At 64.6% G+C, this 18,828-nt stretch carries 16 protein-coding genes; 12 read left to right on the plus strand and 4 right to left on the minus strand.

Annotated features, from left to right (window positions below; all coding sequences use genetic code 11):
* The first annotated feature begins 40 nt into the window (after window positions 1-40).
* From ypfJ to ACR2J1_RS05810, 4 genes are all read left to right on the plus strand, one after another.
* Window positions 41-1,012, plus strand: coding sequence for a KPN_02809 family neutral zinc metallopeptidase (ypfJ, locus tag ACR2J1_RS05795; RefSeq protein WP_434018390.1), 972 nt, complete (start codon window positions 41-43; stop codon window positions 1,010-1,012).
* A gap of 106 nt (window positions 1,013-1,118) precedes the next feature.
* Window positions 1,119-1,763, plus strand: coding sequence for an ABC transporter substrate-binding protein (locus ACR2J1_RS05800; RefSeq protein WP_434018391.1), 645 nt, complete (start codon window positions 1,119-1,121; stop codon window positions 1,761-1,763).
* Complete coding sequence (locus ACR2J1_RS05805) at window positions 1,694-2,176, plus strand: ABC transporter substrate-binding protein (protein ID WP_434018392.1); 483 nt, start codon at window positions 1,694-1,696, stop codon at window positions 2,174-2,176. The genes ACR2J1_RS05800 and ACR2J1_RS05805 overlap by 70 nt, the downstream gene beginning before the upstream one ends.
* Complete coding sequence (locus ACR2J1_RS05810) at window positions 2,173-2,361, plus strand: hypothetical protein (RefSeq protein WP_434018393.1); 189 nt, start codon at window positions 2,173-2,175, stop codon at window positions 2,359-2,361. Before ACR2J1_RS05805 ends, ACR2J1_RS05810 begins: the two co-directional genes overlap by 4 nt.
* A gap of 33 nt (window positions 2,362-2,394) precedes the next feature.
* On the opposite strand, the gene ACR2J1_RS05815 is transcribed toward ACR2J1_RS05810, so the two are convergent.
* Window positions 2,395-3,546 carry an SPOR domain-containing protein gene (locus tag ACR2J1_RS05815; RefSeq protein ID WP_434018394.1) on the minus strand — a complete coding sequence of 384 codons (1,152 nt, stop codon included), beginning with the start codon at window positions 3,544-3,546 and terminating at the stop codon, window positions 2,395-2,397.
* A gap of 297 nt (window positions 3,547-3,843) precedes the next feature.
* Between ACR2J1_RS05815 and glmU the strand changes: the two genes are divergently transcribed.
* The 4 genes from glmU (at window position 3,844) to ACR2J1_RS05835 (ending at window position 9,277) form a co-directional block, all read left to right on the plus strand.
* Complete coding sequence (glmU, locus tag ACR2J1_RS05820; protein WP_434018395.1) at window positions 3,844-5,187, plus strand: bifunctional UDP-N-acetylglucosamine diphosphorylase/glucosamine-1-phosphate N-acetyltransferase GlmU; 1,344 nt, start codon at window positions 3,844-3,846, stop codon at window positions 5,185-5,187.
* A gap of 89 nt (window positions 5,188-5,276) precedes the next feature.
* A complete protein-coding gene (gene glmS / locus ACR2J1_RS05825; protein WP_434018396.1) occupies window positions 5,277-7,097 on the plus strand; it encodes a glutamine--fructose-6-phosphate transaminase (isomerizing) in 1,821 nt (606 codons plus the stop codon).
* A gap of 98 nt (window positions 7,098-7,195) precedes the next feature.
* Window positions 7,196-8,341 carry an SPOR domain-containing protein gene (locus ACR2J1_RS05830; protein ID WP_434018397.1) on the plus strand — a complete coding sequence of 382 codons (1,146 nt, stop codon included), beginning with the start codon at window positions 7,196-7,198 and terminating at the stop codon, window positions 8,339-8,341.
* A gap of 138 nt (window positions 8,342-8,479) precedes the next feature.
* Window positions 8,480-9,277 carry a DUF502 domain-containing protein gene (locus tag ACR2J1_RS05835; RefSeq protein WP_434018398.1) on the plus strand — a complete coding sequence of 266 codons (798 nt, stop codon included), beginning with the start codon at window positions 8,480-8,482 and terminating at the stop codon, window positions 9,275-9,277.
* Window positions 9,278-9,282: 5 nt separating this feature from the next.
* Here the strand turns inward: ACR2J1_RS05835 and recG are convergent, their stop codons facing one another.
* A complete protein-coding gene (recG, locus tag ACR2J1_RS05840; protein ID WP_434018399.1) occupies window positions 9,283-11,409 on the minus strand; it encodes an ATP-dependent DNA helicase RecG in 2,127 nt (708 codons plus the stop codon).
* A 68-nt stretch (window positions 11,410-11,477) separates the two neighbouring features.
* Here recG and ACR2J1_RS05845 point away from each other — a divergent pair, with 68 nt between their 5' ends.
* From ACR2J1_RS05845 to ACR2J1_RS05855, 3 genes are all read left to right on the plus strand, one after another.
* Window positions 11,478-11,768 (plus strand): succinate dehydrogenase assembly factor 2, encoded by a 291-nt coding sequence (locus ACR2J1_RS05845; protein ID WP_434018400.1) that lies wholly within the window; start codon window positions 11,478-11,480, stop codon window positions 11,766-11,768.
* A gap of 18 nt (window positions 11,769-11,786) precedes the next feature.
* Window positions 11,787-15,314 (plus strand): transcription-repair coupling factor, encoded by a 3,528-nt coding sequence (mfd, locus tag ACR2J1_RS05850; RefSeq protein WP_434018405.1) that lies wholly within the window; start codon window positions 11,787-11,789, stop codon window positions 15,312-15,314.
* Window positions 15,315-15,488: 174 nt separating this feature from the next.
* A complete protein-coding gene (locus ACR2J1_RS05855; RefSeq protein ID WP_434018401.1) occupies window positions 15,489-15,677 on the plus strand; it encodes a hypothetical protein in 189 nt (62 codons plus the stop codon).
* Window positions 15,678-15,968: 291 nt separating this feature from the next.
* On the opposite strand, the gene ACR2J1_RS05860 is transcribed toward ACR2J1_RS05855, so the two are convergent.
* Both ACR2J1_RS05860 and ACR2J1_RS05865 read right to left on the minus strand, forming a co-directional pair.
* Entirely contained in the window at window positions 15,969-16,478 is a 510-nt protein-coding gene (locus ACR2J1_RS05860) for an AMP-binding protein (RefSeq protein ID WP_434018402.1), read from the minus strand.
* A gap of 52 nt (window positions 16,479-16,530) precedes the next feature.
* Window positions 16,531-18,372, minus strand: a complete 1,842-nt coding sequence (locus ACR2J1_RS05865; protein WP_434018403.1) for an extracellular solute-binding protein — start codon at window positions 18,370-18,372, stop codon at window positions 16,531-16,533.
* 256 nt (window positions 18,373-18,628) lie between these two features.
* Here ACR2J1_RS05865 and ACR2J1_RS05870 point away from each other — a divergent pair.
* Window positions 18,629-18,828: hypothetical protein (locus ACR2J1_RS05870; RefSeq protein ID WP_434018404.1), on the plus strand; the 200-nt coding region annotated here is incomplete at its 3' end.

The raw sequence follows: 18,828 nt of genomic DNA on the forward strand, positions 1-18,828 counted from the left end.
CCTACCGGCCGCTTTGGCCCGACCATTGAGGTGAGGCAGGATGCGCTGGCGCGGACAACGAGAAAGCGAAAATGTCGAGGATCGCCGCGGGCAGGGTGGCGGCTTCGGCTTCCCGTTTCCGGGCGGCGGCATGCGCTTTCCGAGCGGCGGCGGTGGACGCGGCGGCGGCATCGGCATTGTCGGATTTCTGATCATCCTCGGTCTGATGCTGTTTTTCGGGCTCGATCCGAGCACGATCATCCAGAGTGGTCCGTCCGGGGATGGCAGGAATTTCCCTGACATCCGCTTGCCGGAGTCGCGCCCTGGCACCACAAATTCCCCCGGTACCGGCGCGGACCGTCCGATCTCGCGGCCCGAAACCGGCAGCGCCGACGACCTCAAGCAATTCATCTCCGTCGTTCTCGCCAACACCGAGGATGTCTGGGAGAACCTGCTTGGAAGCTACGGCAGACGCTACAACGATCCGACGCTCGTGCTCTTCAGCGGCGCCGTTCGCTCCGCGTGCGGCACCGGCATGGCCGCCATGGGCCCGTTTTACTGTCCGAGCGACGAGAAGGTCTATATCGACCTTTCCTTCTTCGAAGAGCTGAAGAGCCGTTTCCTCGCGCCCGGAGACTTCGCGCAAGCCTATGTCATCGCGCACGAGATCGGGCACCACGTGCAGAAACTACTGGGCATCGCCGATCAGGTGGAGGCGGCGCGGCAGCGCTTGAGCAAAGAGGCAGCCAACTCGCTGCAAGTGCGTATGGAGCTTCAGGCTGATTGCTTCGCGGGCATCTGGGCCAAGCGCGCCGGCCAACGCGACAACATCATCGAGCCCGGCGATATCGACGAGGCGCTCGGCGCCGCGAGCGCCATTGGCGACGATCGCATCCAGCGCCAGACCCAAGGCTATGTCGTGCCGGATTCCTTCACGCACGGCTCCTCGGCCCAACGCGTGGCCTGGTTCCGCAAGGGTTACGAGAGCGGCGACCTCGACGACTGCGACAGCTTCAATACGGACGAACTTTGAGCAGTCTGCACGACTACGCAATTTGGCGGCAAAGACGCGATCTGTGGGCTGCATCCACTGATCTCGAATTGAACATTCCCCGCGCAGGGCTATTCTTGAGGCGCCAGTGATTCTGGCCAAGACGACCCAGGGGGAGAGCGCGGTGAAGCGGCTGCTACTGCCAGCGTTCTGCGCAGCATTTCTCGCTACCGCCCCGATCGCCGCTGCCGCGGACCACGTCATCATCTTGGACGCCGCTCTTTCTCTCAGCGGCAAATCCGCACCGAACGGCGCGCACACCAAGAACGGCTACGACCTCGCGTTGCGCCGGGTCAACAAGCGCGGCGGCATTGCCATCGCCGGCATTCCCTACGAGCTGGTCATCAAATATTATGACGACGAATCCACGCCGGCGCGGGGCACTGAACTCGCCGAGCGTTTGATCAAGCAGGACGGCGTCAAATATCTGCTGGGGCCGTTCAGTTCCGGCCAGACCAAAGCGATCCTGCCCGTGATCGAGAAATACCGCGCACCAATGGTGGAAGCGAACGGCGCCGCGCGTGAGCTCTTCACCAAGGGCTACCGCTACATCTTCGCCGTGCTCTCTACCTCCGACCAATTCTCGCACCGGCCATCGAGCTTGCCGCGAAGCATGCCGAGAAGCTTGGCAAGAAGCCCTCGGAGATCAAATTCGCGCTCGCCATGGAGAACGACCCGTTCGCCGAGGATGTTCGCGCCGGCGTGCTGGACGACATCGAACGGCTCGGCATGAGGGTCGTCATCGACGATCAGTTAGCGCCGGAGCTGAACGACATGTCCGCAACCTTGACCAAGGTGAAGGCGCTCAAACCGGATGTGCTCATTATCTCCGGGCAGGAGAAGGGGGCGATCACGGCGGTCACGCAGATGAAAGCGCTTAACGTCTATGTGCCCGTGGTCGCGATGACGCATTGCGACTCCGCGCAGCTCGCCGAGAAATTGCCGGCGGCGGAGTATGTGCTTTGTGCCATGCAATGGCATCGAACGCTCAATTACCAGGCGAGCTGTTCGCCACACCGGTCGAGTTCGCCACCGAGTTCAAGGGCGGGTATGGCTATGAGGCTCCGTATCAGGCGGCACAATCGGCGGCCGCCGTGGAAGTCTTCGCCGACGCCTTCAAGCGGGCGTAGAGTCTCGATCCGGTGAAAATCCGCAACGCGCTAGCCGCGACCGAGCTCAAGACGTTCTACGGGAAGGTGAAATTCGACGAGACCGGGCGCAACGTCGCCAAGTCCATGGTGCTGAGCCAGGTGATCGACGGCAAATACGTCATCGTGTGGCCCGCCGAACGCGTCAAGCGCGACCCCATGCTGCCGCGGCCCAAGCAATAGCAGTCGACGGAGCCGCTTCTTACGCACGAAAGACTAGAGCGAGTCGCCCGCGAAGACCGTCGCCTCGCAGGGCCGCTCCACTTTCTTGAAAAGGATGCAGGCTTGTGCCGCCTCGACAGCATTGGAGAAGGGGCCTGCGATCAGGCGCCACTTCTTGTCGGGGGCGAGAACACGGCGCGGCTGCAGGCCGGCCACGAGCGCCGCATGCTTGGAGAGATATTCGCGCCAGAGCGGCCGGAGGCCATTCTGGTTGTCCGTACTGCCGATCTCGATCCCGAAGCGGGTGCTGCCGTCATTTGCCGCGGGCGGCAGCGCGACCGGATCGAACTTCGCGATCTCCGTAGGCACCGCTTCCGTCGGGGCGGAAGGATCGTCGGTGGACGTCGGCGCCGGCGCTGAACTGTTGTCAGCGGGGGGTGCGTCGTCCGGCGAGGCTGACGCCACGCTCTCTTCAGCCAGCGCCGGAGACGCCGGATCCTCAGGCACTTCAGTGTCTTCAGGCGCGCTCGCGTCGTCTTGCAGACCTTCGGCACCGCCCTCGACCGGTTCGGGTGCTGCGGAAGCGGCGGCGGTGTTGGCGGGTGCAGGCTTTTCTTCGGGCTTCGTCGCGGCGATCACAGGCTTCGGCGCCTCGACGGGTTTCGGCGCGGCGACCGTCGGCTTCGGCGCCTCGATGGGTTTCGGCGCCTCGAAGGCTTTCGGTTTTTCGGCCGGCTTCTCTGGGGGCCTTACCGGCGCGGGCGGCGCGGGCGTCTCGGCTTGCTCCGGCTCGGGCGGCACGATCGGCTCCGGCGTCGGCAGCGAGGTCGTGACCGAGGTGGCCGGCGGCAGGGCAGCGACCGGGCCGAGGATTTTCTCGATCGGCTTCAGCCGCTTGTTGAACTCGTCCATCTTATGCGTCAGGTCGCGCATCGCGGTCTTGACGGAATCTATGTCTTGACCGCGGGCATCGTTGGCCTCGGGCAAGGCAGCGACCTGCTCGGCGGTCTGTGTATCGTCTTCGGAGTCGCCTTGCGGGGCGGGGACGGGCGTGGTTGACGCGATAACCTCGTCGCCTTGAGCTGGCGGATCGACGACCAGGCCGACGAGATAGAGCGTCGAGAAACCGGCAAGCAGGATCCAGAAAAAGGCGAAGAGGCTTGGCACCCAATTCCTAGCGCCGCTCTGCCGATCAATAAGAGCCATGGTTTCGTAAGCCTCCGCCGCGAATCTACGCCGAAAAGCGCCGGTATTATGGCCCGCTTCGACCTGCCCCCTCAAACGCCGGAGATTACTCCCTCTACCCAGATGGTCAATTCTCCGTTGAGATCCCGGTCGCTCATTGCGACGCGGGGTTATGGCTCTGGTCATCGCTTTGCACTAGAGAAGCAACTTCAGGGGCACGCGATTGCGGCATTCGCCAAGCCATGAACGTCGCTCTCTTTGATGCTCAATTATGCGGATTTGTGCGCATTTGCGGTGATTTGCGGTGACCGACGCGACATGACACAGACCAACGCTCTCGCCATCATTCTCGCGGCCGGCAAAGGCACGCGCATGAAGTCGGGCTTGGCGAAAGTGCTGCACAAGATCGGCGGCGCTACGCTGCTTGCCCACGTCATGAAGGCTGCCGCCGGCGTCGACCGGGCTTGCGTTGTCATCGCGCCCGAGATGGAGGCGGTCGGCGAAGCGGCGAAGGCGCTCGATCCGACTGCCGAGATCTTTGTGCAGCGGGAGCAGCGCGGCACCGCCCACGCGGTGCAGACCGCGGAGGCGGCGTTTGCGAATTTCGGCGGCCCGGTCGTCGTGCTCTATGGTGACACGCCGCTCCTGCGCGCCGGCACGCTCGGCGAAATCCGGCAGGCGCTCGACGGCGGCGCTGATGTCGTGGTGATCGGCTTCGAGGCCGCGGACCCTACGGGCTATGGCCGCATGTTGCTCGACGCGGGCGGACGGCTGCTCGGCATCCGCGAGCACAAGGATGCAAGCGAGGAGGAGCGCAAGGTCACGCTCTGCAACTCGGGCATCGTGGCGTTTCGCTCCGGCAAGACGCTGGGCGATCTCTTGAGGCGTATCGGCAACGACAACGCCAAGGGCGAATTCTATCTCACCGACGCGCTCGCGCTCGCCTATGACGACGGGCTGGAAACGCGCATGGTGCGATCCGAGGAAGAAGAGGTGCGCGGGGTAAATTCGCGCGCCGAGCTGGCCGCGGCGGAAGCCATCATCCAACAGCGCTTACGGGCAAGCGCGATGGAGAAGGGTGCGACCCTGGTTGCGCCGGAAACCGTTTTCCTCAGCCACGACACCGTGATCGGCAAGGACGTCATCATCGAACCGAATGTCGTGATCGGCCCCGGCGTCAGTATTGAGGACGGCGCGACGATCAAAGCCTTCTGCCACATCGAGCGCGCGCAGATCGGAAAAGGCGCTACGGTCGGCCCATTCGCACGGCTCAGGCCCGGCGCCACGCTTGCTAAGGACGCGCATGTCGGCAACTTCGTGGAGATCAAGCAATCCGATATCGGCGAGGGCGCCAAAGTTAACCATCTCACCTATATCGGCGACGCGAGTGTCGGCGCGGGCGCTAATGTCGGGGCCGGTACCATTACCTGCAACTATGACGGCTTTGCCAAGCACCGCACCGAGATCGGCGCAGGATCGTTCATCGGCTCCAACAGCGCCCTGGTCGCGCCGGTCAAGATCGGCGAGGGCGCCTATATCGGGTCCGGCAGCGTCATCTCCAAGGACGTTTCCCCCGATGCCCTCGCGCTCACCCGCACGAGCCAGGAGGAGCGTCCCGGCTGGGCCGCCAAGATGCGGGCGCGCCGTTCGCGGAAGAAGTAACCGTCGAAACAAAGAGTCATGGCACGTGAGTTGCGACACAGAACGGCGCCAATTAGCTATTACCCAAGGTTGAGATGGAGTAGGGGACGATGTGCGGCATTGTTGGCGTCCTCGGCAACGGCCCGGTGGCGGCGCAGCTCGTTGATGCGCTGAAGCGGCTCGAATATCGAGGATATGATTCCGCTGGCGTAGCGACCGTCGAGAACGGGCAGCTTGGGCGCCGGCGCGCCGCAGGCAAGCTGCGCAACCTCGAAACGCGCCTGCAAGCGGCTCCCCTGTTAGGGTCCACCGGCATTGGCCATACCCGATGGGCGACACACGGCAAGCCGACCGAGGCGAATGCCCATCCGCACATGACCGAAGAAGTCTCCGTCGTCCATAACGGCATCATCGAGAATTTCCGCGAGCTGCGCGAAGAGCTCGAGCGCGACGGCGCGAAATTTACGAGCGACACCGACACCGAGGTCATTGCACACCTCGTGACGCGCGAACTGAAGGCCGGTAACGACCCCGTCCGCGCCGTCTATCACACCCTGAAGCATCTCAAGGGCGCGTTTGCTCTCGCCATGATCTTCCGCGGCTACAACGATCTCATGATCGTCGCCCGTGAGGGAAGCCCGCTTGCCATCGGCTACGGCGACGGCGAGATGTTCGTCGGCTCCGACGCCATCGCGCTCGCGCCGTTCACCGATTCCATCTGCTATCTGGATGACGGAGACTGGGCGGTGCTCACCCGCGCCGGAGTCGCCATCCGCGACAGCGGCGGCAAGGCGGTCAAACGGCCTCTGACCCGCTCGGTGGCGAGCGCGCTGATGGTCGACAAGGGCAATCACCGCCACTTCATGGCCAAGGAAATTCACGAGCAGCCGGAAGTGGTCGGGCATACGCTCGCGGCCTATGTGGATCTTGCCTCCTTACGCATCGACCTGCCGAGCCTGCCGTTCGATTTCGCCAATCTGCCGCGGCTGTCGATGTCTGCCTGCGGCACCGCCTACTATGCCTGTATCATCGCCAAATATTGGTTTGAGCGTTGGGCCAAGCTGCCGGTCGATGTCGATATCGCCTCCGAGTTTCGCTATCGCGAGACGCCGCTCGATGCCGGCGGCGTGTCGCTGTTCGTGTCGCAATCGGGCGAGACGGCAGACACGCTGGCAACGCTGCGCTATTGCCGTGCGCAGGGGCAGCACATCGTCTCCATCGTCAATGTCCGCGAGTCCACGATCGCGCGGGAGTCCAACGTCGTGCTGCCGACCTTCGCCGGCCCCGAGATCGGCGTCGCCTCGACCAAGGCCTTCACGTGCCAGCTCACGGTGCTCGCCTGCCTCGCCATCGCGGCCGGCAAGGCGCGGGGATATATCAGCGACGCGATGGAGCAGGAGATTGTCCAGGCCCTCGCCGAGGTGCCGCGCCACATGGCGACGATCCTGAGCGACGAGAGCCCCTACGAAGCGCTGGCGCATAATCTGTCGAAAGCGCGCGATGTCCTCTATCTCGGCCGCGGCTCGAGCTACCCGCTCGCCATGGAAGGCGCGCTGAAGCTGAAGGAGATTTCCTACATTCACGCCGAGGGCTATGCCGCCGGCGAACTCAAGCATGGGCCCATCGCGCTGATCGACGAGAACATGCCGGTGATCGTGATTGCACCCCGCGACGACCTTTACGAGAAGACTGTCTCCAACATGCAAGAGGTTGCGGCGAGGGGCGGCGAGCTCATCCTGATCAGCGACGCCGACCCGCAAAGCGCCGGATGCAGCATCGGGCTTTGCCTGACCGTGCCGCCGGTCCATCGTTTCGTCACGCCGCTCGTCTACGCGCTTCCGATTCAGCTAATCGCCTATCATACGGCAGTTTTCATGGGGACCGACGTAGACCAGCCGCGAAATCTCGCAAAGTCCGTGACAGTGGAATAGCTAAAGCCTCGGATTTGCCTGATTTCTTTGTTTGAGCAATGCCCATGGCGGATCATCGGCAGAACCTTCGGCCGCGCCGCCCTTGTTTCGGGCGGCTCATGGGTGCGCGCGCTCTCAGCCTTGTTGCTCTTCTCGTCGGCTTTAGTTTTTGGATTGCAGCGCCTGCCTTGGCGCAGGACTCCGCGGCCCTGAAGTCAGGCGCGGCGTCGCTCGAGGCGGGAAAATACGACACCGCGGTGCGGCAGCTCACCGCCGCCGTCAATGCCGAAGGCAATTCGGCCGCCACCGCCGCCCGAGCGCTTTACCTTCGCGGCATCGCCAACCGGAAGCTCGGCCAGCCTTCGCGCGCCATCGCCGATCTCGGCGCCGCGATCTGGCTCGGCCTGGCCGGCGCCGATCGCACGAAGGCGCTTGTCAATCGCGGGCTCGCTTATAAGGCCGCGGGGCTCGGCACGCAGGCTGCCGCCGAGATCGCCCTTGCACGGAAATCCGGGTCGAGCAGCGAGGTCGACAAGCTGCTGGCGGAAGACGGCGGTCCCGCGCCGGACGCGGGCGCTATCACGGCCTTCTCCACCGAAGTGCGCAGCGGCGACGATGACAGCGACGACTCGTCGCCGTTTGCTGGGCCTGCACCCGCTGCGCCCGCTGCGCGCACGGCGGAAGCCCCAGCGAGCGCCCCGTCGAGCAAGCCTGCCGAGAGAGGATCGTGGAGCACCTCGGTCGATGACGCCAGCGCACCGGCGCCGAGCGGCGGCAATCGTTTGACGCGCTGGTTCAGTTCCGTGACCGGTCCTTCGGATGCGCCCGAGCCGCCGGCGACCGCCGCGACGGAGACGGCAAGCCGCCAGCCGGCACCGACCACTGGATGGGCCCCCCAGACCGAAGGTCAGACCAAGACGCGCACGGCGGATTCGACGCCCAGCGCAACGACGGCCACGTCCGGCAGCTGGACCACGCAAGTTGCGGAAGCGACGCCGACAGCAGCCCCGGCCAGTAGCGGCTCCTACCGGCTACAGCTCACGCCGACCCGCTCCGAGGCTGAGGCGAAGGCGCTGTGGAAAAAAGTCTCCGCAGCGAATCCCGAACTCTCCGGCACGCAACCGAGCATCGAAAAGACCGATATCGGTAATCTCGGCACCTTTTACCGGCTTCAAGTCGGTCCGTTTCCGGACAAGGCCGCAAGCCTCAAACTCTGCAATTCTCTCAAGCGCAGCGGCGTCGATTGCTTCCTGGTCGCGCCTTAGCTTCGATGTTCCGTAGGCGAGGAGACGGGCCGGTGGCGAAAGACGCGGCCGCTCTGCCGACGTAACGCAAAACGTGCTATGAGCGCGTCACGAGATCATCGCCTGCGGCTTTAGCGCAGACATTCGCCACGAGAGCTCATGACGCCCAAGACCCCAGAACCAGGATCCGCCCAGCCGAAAAAGGCATCCGAGGAGACGCGGCTCGAAGATCGCCTGCCTCTGCTTGGCGAGGAGGAGCACACGTCTTCGCATATCGGCGCGCGTCTGCGGGGCTATTTCCTCACCGGCCTTGTCATTGTGGGCCCGGTGGCCATCACGATTTACGTGGTCTGGTGGTTCGTTAATCTGGTCGACGGTTGGGTGAAGCCACTGATCCCCCAGGCTTATCTGCCTGAGACGTATCTGCCCGTGAATGTGCCGGGTGTGGGCCTCATCGTCGGCATCGCCGCGCTCATGCTGATCGGCGCGCTGACCGCAAATCTGTTCGGCCGCACCATCGTCAGCTATGGCGAGATGATGCTCGACCGCATGCCGGTCGTGCGCGGCGTGTACCGCCTGCTCAAGCAGATTTTCACCACGATCTTTTCCAAGACCGGCACATCGTTCAAGCGCGTGGGACTTATCGAGTTCCCGCGCAAGGGCCTACACGCTGTTGTCTTCGTCTCCGGCGATCCGCCGGTCGAGGTGAGCAGCAAGATAGGCAATGGCGAGGCACTGATGACGGTGTTTATGCCGAATGCGCCGAACCCGACCACCGGCTTCGTGCTGTTCATGCCGGCGAAAGACGTCATTCTCCTCGACATGACCATCGAGGACGGCGCCAAGCTTGTGGTGTCTGCGGGGCTTGTCGCGCCGCCGCATGACGACTCGCTGTGCAAGCTCGCCGAAGGCGCCAAGCGGCAAAAACAGGTTCCCGAGGAAGAGCCCGTCGTCTGACAGGCTCATCCGGCGCGCATCAGCGCGATCGCGTCATCCCGCTCGAACAGATAGAGCAGCAGCTTGAGCGCAACCGCGCTGTTGGCCTTGAGGTCGGGATCGCGCGTGAGCACGAGATGTGCCTGGTCGCGGGCCGCCTGGAGCAGGGCCTCATGCTCGGGCAGACGCGCGATGCGGAAGGAAGGCATGCCGCTTTGCCTAGTGCCCAGCACCTCGCCGCCGCCCCGTAAGCGCAGATCCTCCTCGGCGATGACGAAGCCGTCATCGGTCCGGCGCATCACGCCGAGCCGCTCGCGCGCGAGTTCCGACACATTCTGGCGATAGAGCAGGACGCACGAGGACTCCGCGGCGCCGCGGCCGACGCGCCCACGCAGTTGATGCAGCTGGGCGAGGCCGAAGCGCTCGACATGCTCGATAATCATGATCGAGGCGTTGCGCACGTCGACGCCGACCTCGATCACGGTGGTGGCGACGAGGATAGACTTCTCGCCGGCCACGAAGGCCGCCATGACCGCGTCTTTGTCTTTGCCCTTCATCTGCCCGTGCACGAGGCCGACTCTGTCGCCAAAGCGCTTGTGCAGATCCGCGAAGCGCTCTTCGGCCGCCGCCATGTCGAGCGTCTCCGATTCCGCGACGAGGGGGCAGACCCAATAGACTTGCGCCCCCTCGGCGATGGCGCGCTCGACGCCCGCGATGACCTCCTCAAGGCGGTCGAGCGGCACGGCGCGGGTGGCGATGGGCTTTCGTCCCGGCGGCTTCTCGTCGATGCGCGAGACGTCCATGTCGCCGTAACTGGTGAGCAGCAGCGTGCGCGGGATGGGCGTCGCCGTCATCACCAGGAGCTCCGCGCCTTTGCCGGCGCCCTTGCCTTGCAGCGCGAGACGCTGATGCACGCCGAAGCGGTGCTGTTCGTCGATCACGACGAGGGCGAGATCGTGGAAAGCGATTGTCTCCTGGAAGATGGCGTGCGTGCCAATCAGGATGTCGATTTCACCGTCGTTCAGGGTGGCGAGGATCTGCTGCCGGTCCTTGCCGCGCTCGCGCCCGGTGAGGAGGGCGATACGCAGGCCGGCAGCTCCGGCAAGCGCGCTGATCGTCTTGAAATGCTGCCGCGCGAGGATCTCGGTCGGCGCCATCAGCGCTCCTTGCGCGCCCGCCTCGACCGCACTCGCCAGCGCGAGCAGCGCGACGATGGTCTTACCGCTGCCGACATCGCCCTGCAGCAGACGCACCATGCGATGCGGGCTCGCGAGATCGGCATCGATCTCGGCGAGGACGCGATTTTGCGCAGCCGTCAAATTGAAGGGCAGCGCGGCAGCAATGGCCTGACGCAATCCCTTGGAAGGGGTGAGCGTGCGCCCCGCGCCCCGGCGCAAGCGGCGGCGGATCACGGCAAGCGCAAGCTGATTGGCGAGGAGCTCGTCATAGGCAAGCCGCATGCGCGCGGGCGCCGAGGGCAGCAGGTCCGCTTCGCTCTCCGGGGCGTGCAGGCGCGCCAGCGCCGCGGCGAAGGTCGGCCAGGTGTTCTGCTCGCGATAGGCGGCGTCGATCCATTCCGGCGGCTTTGGGAGCCGCGCGAGCGCACCGGCGATCGAGCGGCGCAGCACGGTGTTGCTGAGCCCTTCGGTGAGGGGATAGACCGGTTCCAGCTGCGGCAGCGCGGCGTTGCTATCGACATCCACGACATGGTCGGGATGCGGCATCTGCAACAAGCCGTCATAGGCTTCGATGCGCCCGGAGATCATGCGGCGGCTACCGACCGGCAGCAGGCGCTTCAGATAGGTCGAGTTGGCGGTGAAATAGACGAGCTCGAGCGCGCCGGACGCATCCTCGACCAGAACGCGATAGGGCGAGCGGCCGCGCCCGCGGAAGCGGCGGGGCGGCCCGGGCCGGTGCTCGGCGATGGTGACGTCGAGCGTGGCGAGCTCGCCGACGCGGACCTCGGCGATGCTGGGGATGAGCGCGCGGTCGATGAGCCCGACGGGCAGGTGCCAGATAAGATCGATGACGCGGGCATGGGCGCCCGGATGCCGGGGCGCCGCAAGCTTGGTCAGCAAATCCTCCACGCGCGGCCCGACGCCTCTCAGGAGGCGGGCCGGTGCGAAAAGCGGGGCGAGGAGGGAGGGGCGCATGACAGCCTTTTTGCCGCAAATCTCTTCCGCTTGACAGGGAAAGGCGCGCTCGCTCTAACCCAGCCTCCATGACATTGAAAAGCTCGTCCGCAAGCGACTTTAAGCTCCGCCGGCGCCGGGCCCTCTATAGGGCGACCCATCGCGGCACGCAGGAGATGGATTTTCTGCTTGGCCGCTTCGCCGCAAAGGAAATCGAGACCATGACTGCGGCGGAGATCGAGACCCTGGAGCGCCTGATTGACCGGCCCGATCCAGAGATCGAATTCTGCATCAAGCAGGGCGAGACCATCGGCGAGCCGGCGCTGGATGAACTGATCGAGCGGCTGCGGCGTTTTCACGGCCTCGCCGGCGTTGAATAAGGTCGTGACTTGAAGCCAATGGCAGTGACGCCGAAGCCATCCAGTTTTCCCGTCGAGCGCCTGTTTCAGCATAATCCTGCCATCGCCAGCGGTGTGCCGGAGGGGCTCGACGCGCTTTTCCTAGGCGCCCTCGCGCGTCGGGCCGCGGCAGGCGACCGGCCGGCGCCGATCCTGCATGTCGCCCGCGACGGCAACCGGCTTGCCACGCTGGAAGACGCGATCAGATTCTTCACCCCCGACGTCACCGTCCGGAGCTTCCCCGCCTGGGACAGCGTGCCGTACGACCGCGTCGCGCCCAACGCGGAGACCGTCGCGCACCGCATCTTCACGCTCGCGGCTTTGGCGGCGCGGGAGGCGGGCGACGCGAAACCTCTCGTCGTCCTCACATCCACCAATGCGGCAATCCAGCGCGTGCCGCCGCGCGACTTTATAGCGTCGTCCAGCATCCACCTCGCCCCCGGCAACGCCGCAATCATGCAGGATCTGGTCGCGACGCTGGAAAGTCTCGGCTATGGCCGTGCCGGCACCGTCACCGATCCCGGCCAATACGCCGTACGCGGCGGCATTCTCGATGTCTACCCGCCTGGCGGCCAGCCGCTGCGGCTGGATTTCTTCGGCGACACGCTGGAATCGATCCGTGCGTTCGATCCCGAGACGCAGCGGACCGAGTCGCGGGTCGAGTCCGTGCAGCTCCAGCCCATGAGCGAGGTCTCGCTCGATGCGGAGTCGCGCCGCCGCTTTCGCGGCCGCTACGTGGAGCTGTTCGGGGCCGTGACCGGCGACGACCCGCTCTACGAGTCGGTCTCGGCGGGACACCAGCATCAAGGCATGGAGCATTGGCTGCCGCTGTTCCATGAGCGGCTGGAGACGATCTTCGACTATGTCCCTGACGCCGTGCTGACGCTCGATCCGTTGGTCGAGGACGCCCGCGCTAGGCGCCTGGAGCAGATCGAGGATCATCACGAGGCGCGCTCGCAGGCGCTGGAGCACAAGACCTTCGGCGCGCCGCCTTATAATCCCGTGCCGGCCGAGGCCATGTTTCTCAGCGATCGGGAGTGGAGGGCGGCGCTCGCGTCGCGGCAGGTGATTGCACTCGACCCGTTCGAGCATCCCGAAGGCGAGGGAAGCGGGGCGGTGTCGTTCGGCGGGCGCCAGGGACGATCCTTTTCCATCGAGCGGCAGACCGAAGGCGCCAATGTCTTCGACGCCGTGGTCGCCCATGCCGAGCGCCTACACAAAGACGGCAAGCGCGTGATCGTCGCGTGCTGGACGGTGGGCGCGCGCGAGCGTCTCGCGGGGCTTCTCGCCGAACATGGGCTCAAAGACACGAAGCAGGCAGAGACGTTCGATGACGCCATCGCCGCGCCGGCGAACGCTACGGTGTTCGCGGTGCTTCCGTTGGAAACAGGCTTCGATGCGCCAAATCTCGCGGTCATCGGCGAGCAGGACATCCTCGGCGACCGCCTGATCCGCCGCACCCGTACCAAGCGCCGCAGCGACGCCCTCACCGAGGTCTCGAGCCTCGTGGTGGGCGATCTCGTCGTGCATGCCGATCACGGCATCGGGCGCTTCGAGGGCCTGACGACGATCCAGGCCGCGGGCGAACCGCATGACTGCCTCAAGGTGCATTATCAGGGCGGCGACAAGCTATACCTGCCGGTGGAGAATATCGAGCTTTTGAGCCGCTATGGCTCCGAAGAGGCGGGCGCGCAGCTCGACAAGCTTGGCGGCGTGGCGTGGCAGTCGCGCAAGGCAAGGCTCAAAAAGCGCATCCGCGACATGGCGGAGAAGCTGATCAAGGTCGCCGCGATGCGCGAGCTGCGCGAGGCGCCGAGCCTCACCCCACCCGAGGGCCTTTACGACGAGTTCGCCGCACGCTTCCCCTACGAGGAGACCGAGGACCAGGTCACGAGCATCAGTGCCGTGCTCGAAGATCTCTCCAGCGGCAGGCCGATGGACAGGCTCGTCTGCGGCGATGTCGGCTTCGGCAAGACCGAGGTCGCGCTTCGTGCGAGCCTGGTGGCGGTACTCTCCGGCAAGCAGGTCGCAGTCGTTGTGCCGACCACGCTCTTGGCGCGCCAGCATTTCCACACCTTCACGGAGCGCTTCCGCGGCTTCCCGGTGACGATCGCGCAGGCCTCGCGACTGGTCGGTGGCAAGGATCTTGCGGAGGTGAAGGCAGGGTTGAAGACCGGCGCGGTCAATATCGTCATCGGGACCCACGTGCTACTCGGCAAGAGCATCGAGTTTGCGGATCTCGGTCTTCTCATCGTCGACGAGGAGCAGCATTTCGGTGTCAAGCACAAGGAGCGGCTCAAGGAGCTGCGCGAGGACGTGCATGTCCTGACGCTCACCGCGACGCCGATTCCGCGCACGCTGCAACTCGCATTGTCGGGCGTGCGCGAGATGTCGCTGATCTCCACGCCGCCGGTCGACCGGCTCGCGGTGCGGACCTATGTCACGCCCTTCGATGACATGACCTTGCGGGAGGCGCTCCTGCGGGAACGGTATCGCGGCGGCCAGACCTTTTTCGTCGTCCCGCGCATCTCCGATCTCGACGAAGCGCAGGCGTTTCTTGCCGAGCACGTGCCGGAATTGAAGGTCGCGCGCGCTCATGGGCAGATGCCTTCGCGCGAGCTCGATTCCATCATGAACGCCTTCTACGACCGGCAATATGACGTGCTGCTCTCCACCACCATCGTGGAGTCCGGGCTCGATATCCCGACCGCGAACACGCTGATTGTCTACCGCGCCGATATGTTCGGCCTGTCGCAGCTCTACCAGCTGCGCGGGCGCGTCGGCCGCTGCAAAATCCGCGCCTATGCCTATTTCACCATTCCCGCCGATATGCGCCTCACGCCGGCGGCGGAACGGCGCCTCAAGGTGCTCCAGTCGCTCGATACGTTGGGGGCGGGCTTTATCCTGGCGAGCCACGATCTCGATATCAGAGGGGCCGGCAACCTGCTCGGCGAGGAGCAGTCAGGCCATATCAGGGAGGTCGGCTTCGAGCTTTATCAGAACATGCTCGAAGATGCGGTCGCTGCGCTCCGGGGCGGCGAGGGGGCCGTGATCGAGGATCAATGGTCGCCGCGCATCAATCTCGGTACCTCGGTGCTGATCCCCGAAGAGTATGTGCCGGATCTGCAAGTGCGGCTCGCGCTGTACCGCCGCCTGTCGTCGACCGAGACCCACGACGCCATCGAATCCTTCGCCGCCGAGTTGATCGACCGCTTCGGTCCGTTGCCCGAGGAAGTCCGGCATCTGCTCGACGTGGTCGAGATCAAGGCGCTGTGCCGCCAAGCGGGTGTGGAACAGGTGGATGCCGGACCGAAAGGCGCCGTGATCGCCTTCCGCAACAAGGAATTCGCCAACCCGGACGGGCTGATCGCCTTCATCCGCGAAGAGGGCCACAAGGTGAAGCTCCAGCCCGACCATCGCCTGATCTATTTTCGCAACTGGCCGCTACCCGATGAGCGGTTATCCGGCACGCGCGATTTTCTGAAGCGGCTCGCGTCCATCGCCGCCGCGGTGAAGCAGGCGGCTTAGCCAACGCGTCATCCCGGCGGACGCCGGGATCCTGGACCACGAAAATTGCGGGATTGGATACTGGATTTCGCCAGCGCTACGTCCACTTTTGGCCCATGTCGGATTACGCATTCGACCAGGCTTAGTGGATTCCGTTACCGGCCACTACCCAAGTCCGTACCGGAGAGGCCCGTTGTGCTGCCCTTGGTGCTGCCTTTAGGGCTGCCGGAGGCGCTGGTGCTGCCTGAGGGGCTGCTGCTGCTGGAACTGGAGGTGCTGCCGGAACTGGAGGTGCTGCTGGTTGACTTTGGACTTGGATCCCGCTTCGGCGGGCGACGCAGTCAGAGTGATACTGGCGCCAGCAAGCACGACAGCGATGGTTGAGATGGCGAATATTTTGGCGGCGTTATTCATGGCTGCTCTCGCTGGTTTCAATGTCCGTATCATAGCCGCTGCAGGAGAAGAGGCGAAGTGCATTCCGTCATATTGCTATCGGCCCGCCAAAAGACTGCGTGTGGCAGGCCTACGATCGCCTAGCCTATGTGTCTGCTGAGCAGCTCATGAGGACGCTCCCAGTGAGCACGGTCTCAGCCGTCATGACGCGAACTTCGCGCTAGACCCGCGTCAAGATCTGTTCGCGCAGCACGCGACCACTGCGGTCGCACGGGATCTCCTTCACGACGAGCAGCCGGTCGGGGAGCTTGTAGGGCGCAACGCCGCGGTCCTTGAGAAAGCGGTGCAGTCCTTCGAGCGAAATGGACGCGCTTGGCTTTGGCACAATGGCTGCAAAGATGCGGTCGCCCACGGTCTCTCGGCACCGAAGCGGGACACGCCGATCAGCGCCTTCGGCGCCACCTGGTCGCAGACGCTCGCGATCTCGAAACCCCGCCAGAGCATGGGCACCATCGCGACGGTGAGACCGGCGCGCCAAGCGGCGAGAATGACGAGCGGCTGCTCGGCCATGTTCGGAAGTTGCACCAGAATGGTGTCGTCCGGCTCAAGCCCGATCTCGATGAAGAATTGCGCCAGGGTGTCGACCGCTCCGTTCACTTCCGCATAGGTGAAGCTTCGTGGCGGCGCGAGACCGAAGCTTTCGCGATTGGGAGGATCGGCAAGCGCAAGAGCCTGCGGGCGCGTGTCCGCGCGCTGCCGCAGCAACGCATCGGCCCGGAGCGGCGCCTCCACTCCTTGCTCCTTCAACTCTCTATCTGCGGCGAGGGCGGTCATCGTGGCGGCGTCAATTCTTGCTGCTCGCGGAGGCCTCTGGCGCCATCCACCAGCTATCGATCTGATAGCCGTAAAGCGGCGTCAGATCCGGCCGCTTGAGCTGGTGCCAATAGCCAACCCATTGCTTCGGCGGATAAAACAGCGGGATGACGTAATCGCCGGAGAGAAGCACTCGGTCGAGCGCGCGCACGGCTGAGATGAAGCTTGGCCGGTCTTCCGCCTTGAGCAGTGCGGCGATCATGGCATCGACGGCGGGGCTCTTGACGCCCGCATAGTTGAAGGAGCCTTCAGTCACCGCAGCCTCACTCCCCCAGCGAAACGACTGCTCATTGCCCGGCGACAGCGACACCGGCCAGAAATATTGGATCATATCGAAGTCGTAAGTCTGCTTGCGCCGCTGATACTGCGCCGAATCAACTTGGCGGATTCGCGCATCGATTCCCACCTGTTTCAGGGCACGCGCATAGGTGAGGAGCAGACGCTCCTGGCCCCGTGTGGCGGCGAGAATTTCGAAGGTGACCGGCTCCTTCGTCGCTGCATTGACGAGCTTGCCGCCCTCCAAGCGATAGCCTGCGTCTTCGAGCAGCGCGAGGGCCTCGCGTCGCGCGTTACGGTTCTCGCCGGTACCGTCGCCCGCGGGAAAGGCGAAGCTGCCGTCCATGATCGCGGGCTTCACCGCGTCCGGGTACGGCGCGAGCAGCGCCCGCTCGCGCTCATCGGCGGGCTGTCCATGCGAGCTCAGCTCCGAACGCGCGAAATAGCTTTCGGTCCGCGCATATTGACCATGATAGAGCGTGCGGTTCACCCACGCGAAGTCGAACAACTTGATAAGCGCTTCGCGCACGCGCCGATCGGCGAAGAGGGGCCGCCGCGTATTGAAGACGAGCGCCGACATGCCGGCGGGCGTGTCCACCGGCAGCGCCGCCTTGAGGACGCGCCCGTCCCGCGCCGCGGGGAAGGTGTAGCCCTCGGTCCAGCTGGTCGGGTCGTCCTCGGTGCGGACATTGACGAGGCCGGACTTGAACCCTTCGAACAATGTGCCGCCGTCGCGGTAGAAGTCGTAGCGGACCTCGTCGAAATTATAGAGGCCGCGATTGACCGGTAGATCGCGCCCCCAATAGTTGGGGTCGCGGGTGAAGGTGAGGCTCTTGCCGGGGTCGACCTTGGTGACGGTATAGGGGCCGCTGCCGACCGGCGGCTTCAGCGTCGTCTTGTCGAAGGTCTCGGGCGTAAGGAGATGCTTCGGCAGCACCGGCATCAGCCCCGTGATCAGCGGCATCTCGCGATCGCCGTCGGCATCGAAGGTGAAGCGGACGCTGCGGTCGCCGGTCTTCTCCACATTGACGACCTTCTTGTAGTAGGAGCGGTGATTGGGACGGCCGTGGTCGCGCAACACTTGGTACGAAAAAATCACATCGTCGACCGTGATGGGCGTTCCGTCTGAGAAGCGCGCCTTTGGGTTCAGGGTGAACTCGACGAAGCTGCGGTCCGGCGGTGTCTCCACGCTTTCCGCGATGAGCCCATAGAGCGTGAAGGGCTCGTCATTGGCGCGCGCAAGCAAACTCTCGTAGACATACTCGCGCACGCCATCTGCGGGAGCGCCTTTGACGATCAAGGGATTGAGGCTGTCGAAGGAGCCTTGCGTCCCCAAAGTCAGGCGTCCGCCTTTCGGGGCATCGGGGTTGGCATAAGGGAAATGACTGAAATCGGCGGGCTCGCGCGGCCCCCCCTGCATGGCAATGCCGTGGGCAGGCTCCGCCCTGCCGCTCGCGGGCAGAACGAGAAGAGCGAAAACAAGCCCGGAAATAAGGGCTTTCAACGGTGATCTTGCGTGGCGATAGATGGTTCGCATGCGGCATGGCCGTAAGGGTAGCATGGTTTCCGGGACACCCCCTGGCGTAACAAAAACCGTTTCCTTTGCAACACCATGATGCGGAGGCTGCCGGGGCAGGGCGGGGCCCTCATCACCTCGAAAAGTCTCTCGTCAGGCCCGCGTAGCCACGTCTACGCCTCAATTCGGGTATTGAGGGTAATGCAAGACGGGAACGTGGGAACACGAGATTAAGAACCAATATGGGTGCCCCGCGCAGAGAGGAAGGGTCGTATTGATGATCGGGTCGAAAGATCGATTGAACATGCTGGCGCGCGTGAGAATGGGCGCGCTGCTCGCGGTACTGGGAGCGCTTGCGCTCGCGCCGTCTTTGGCGGCGGCGCAGGAATCCGCAGCACCAAAGGCCGCGCAACCGAAAGCCGCCGCGCCCGCCACGCCGAAAGCCGCCGCGCCCGCCACGCCGAAGGCGGCAGCGCC

The sequence above is a fragment of the Methyloceanibacter sp. genome (genome assembly GCF_050999895.1).
Lineage (GTDB): Bacteria > Pseudomonadota > Alphaproteobacteria > Rhizobiales > Methyloligellaceae > Methyloceanibacter.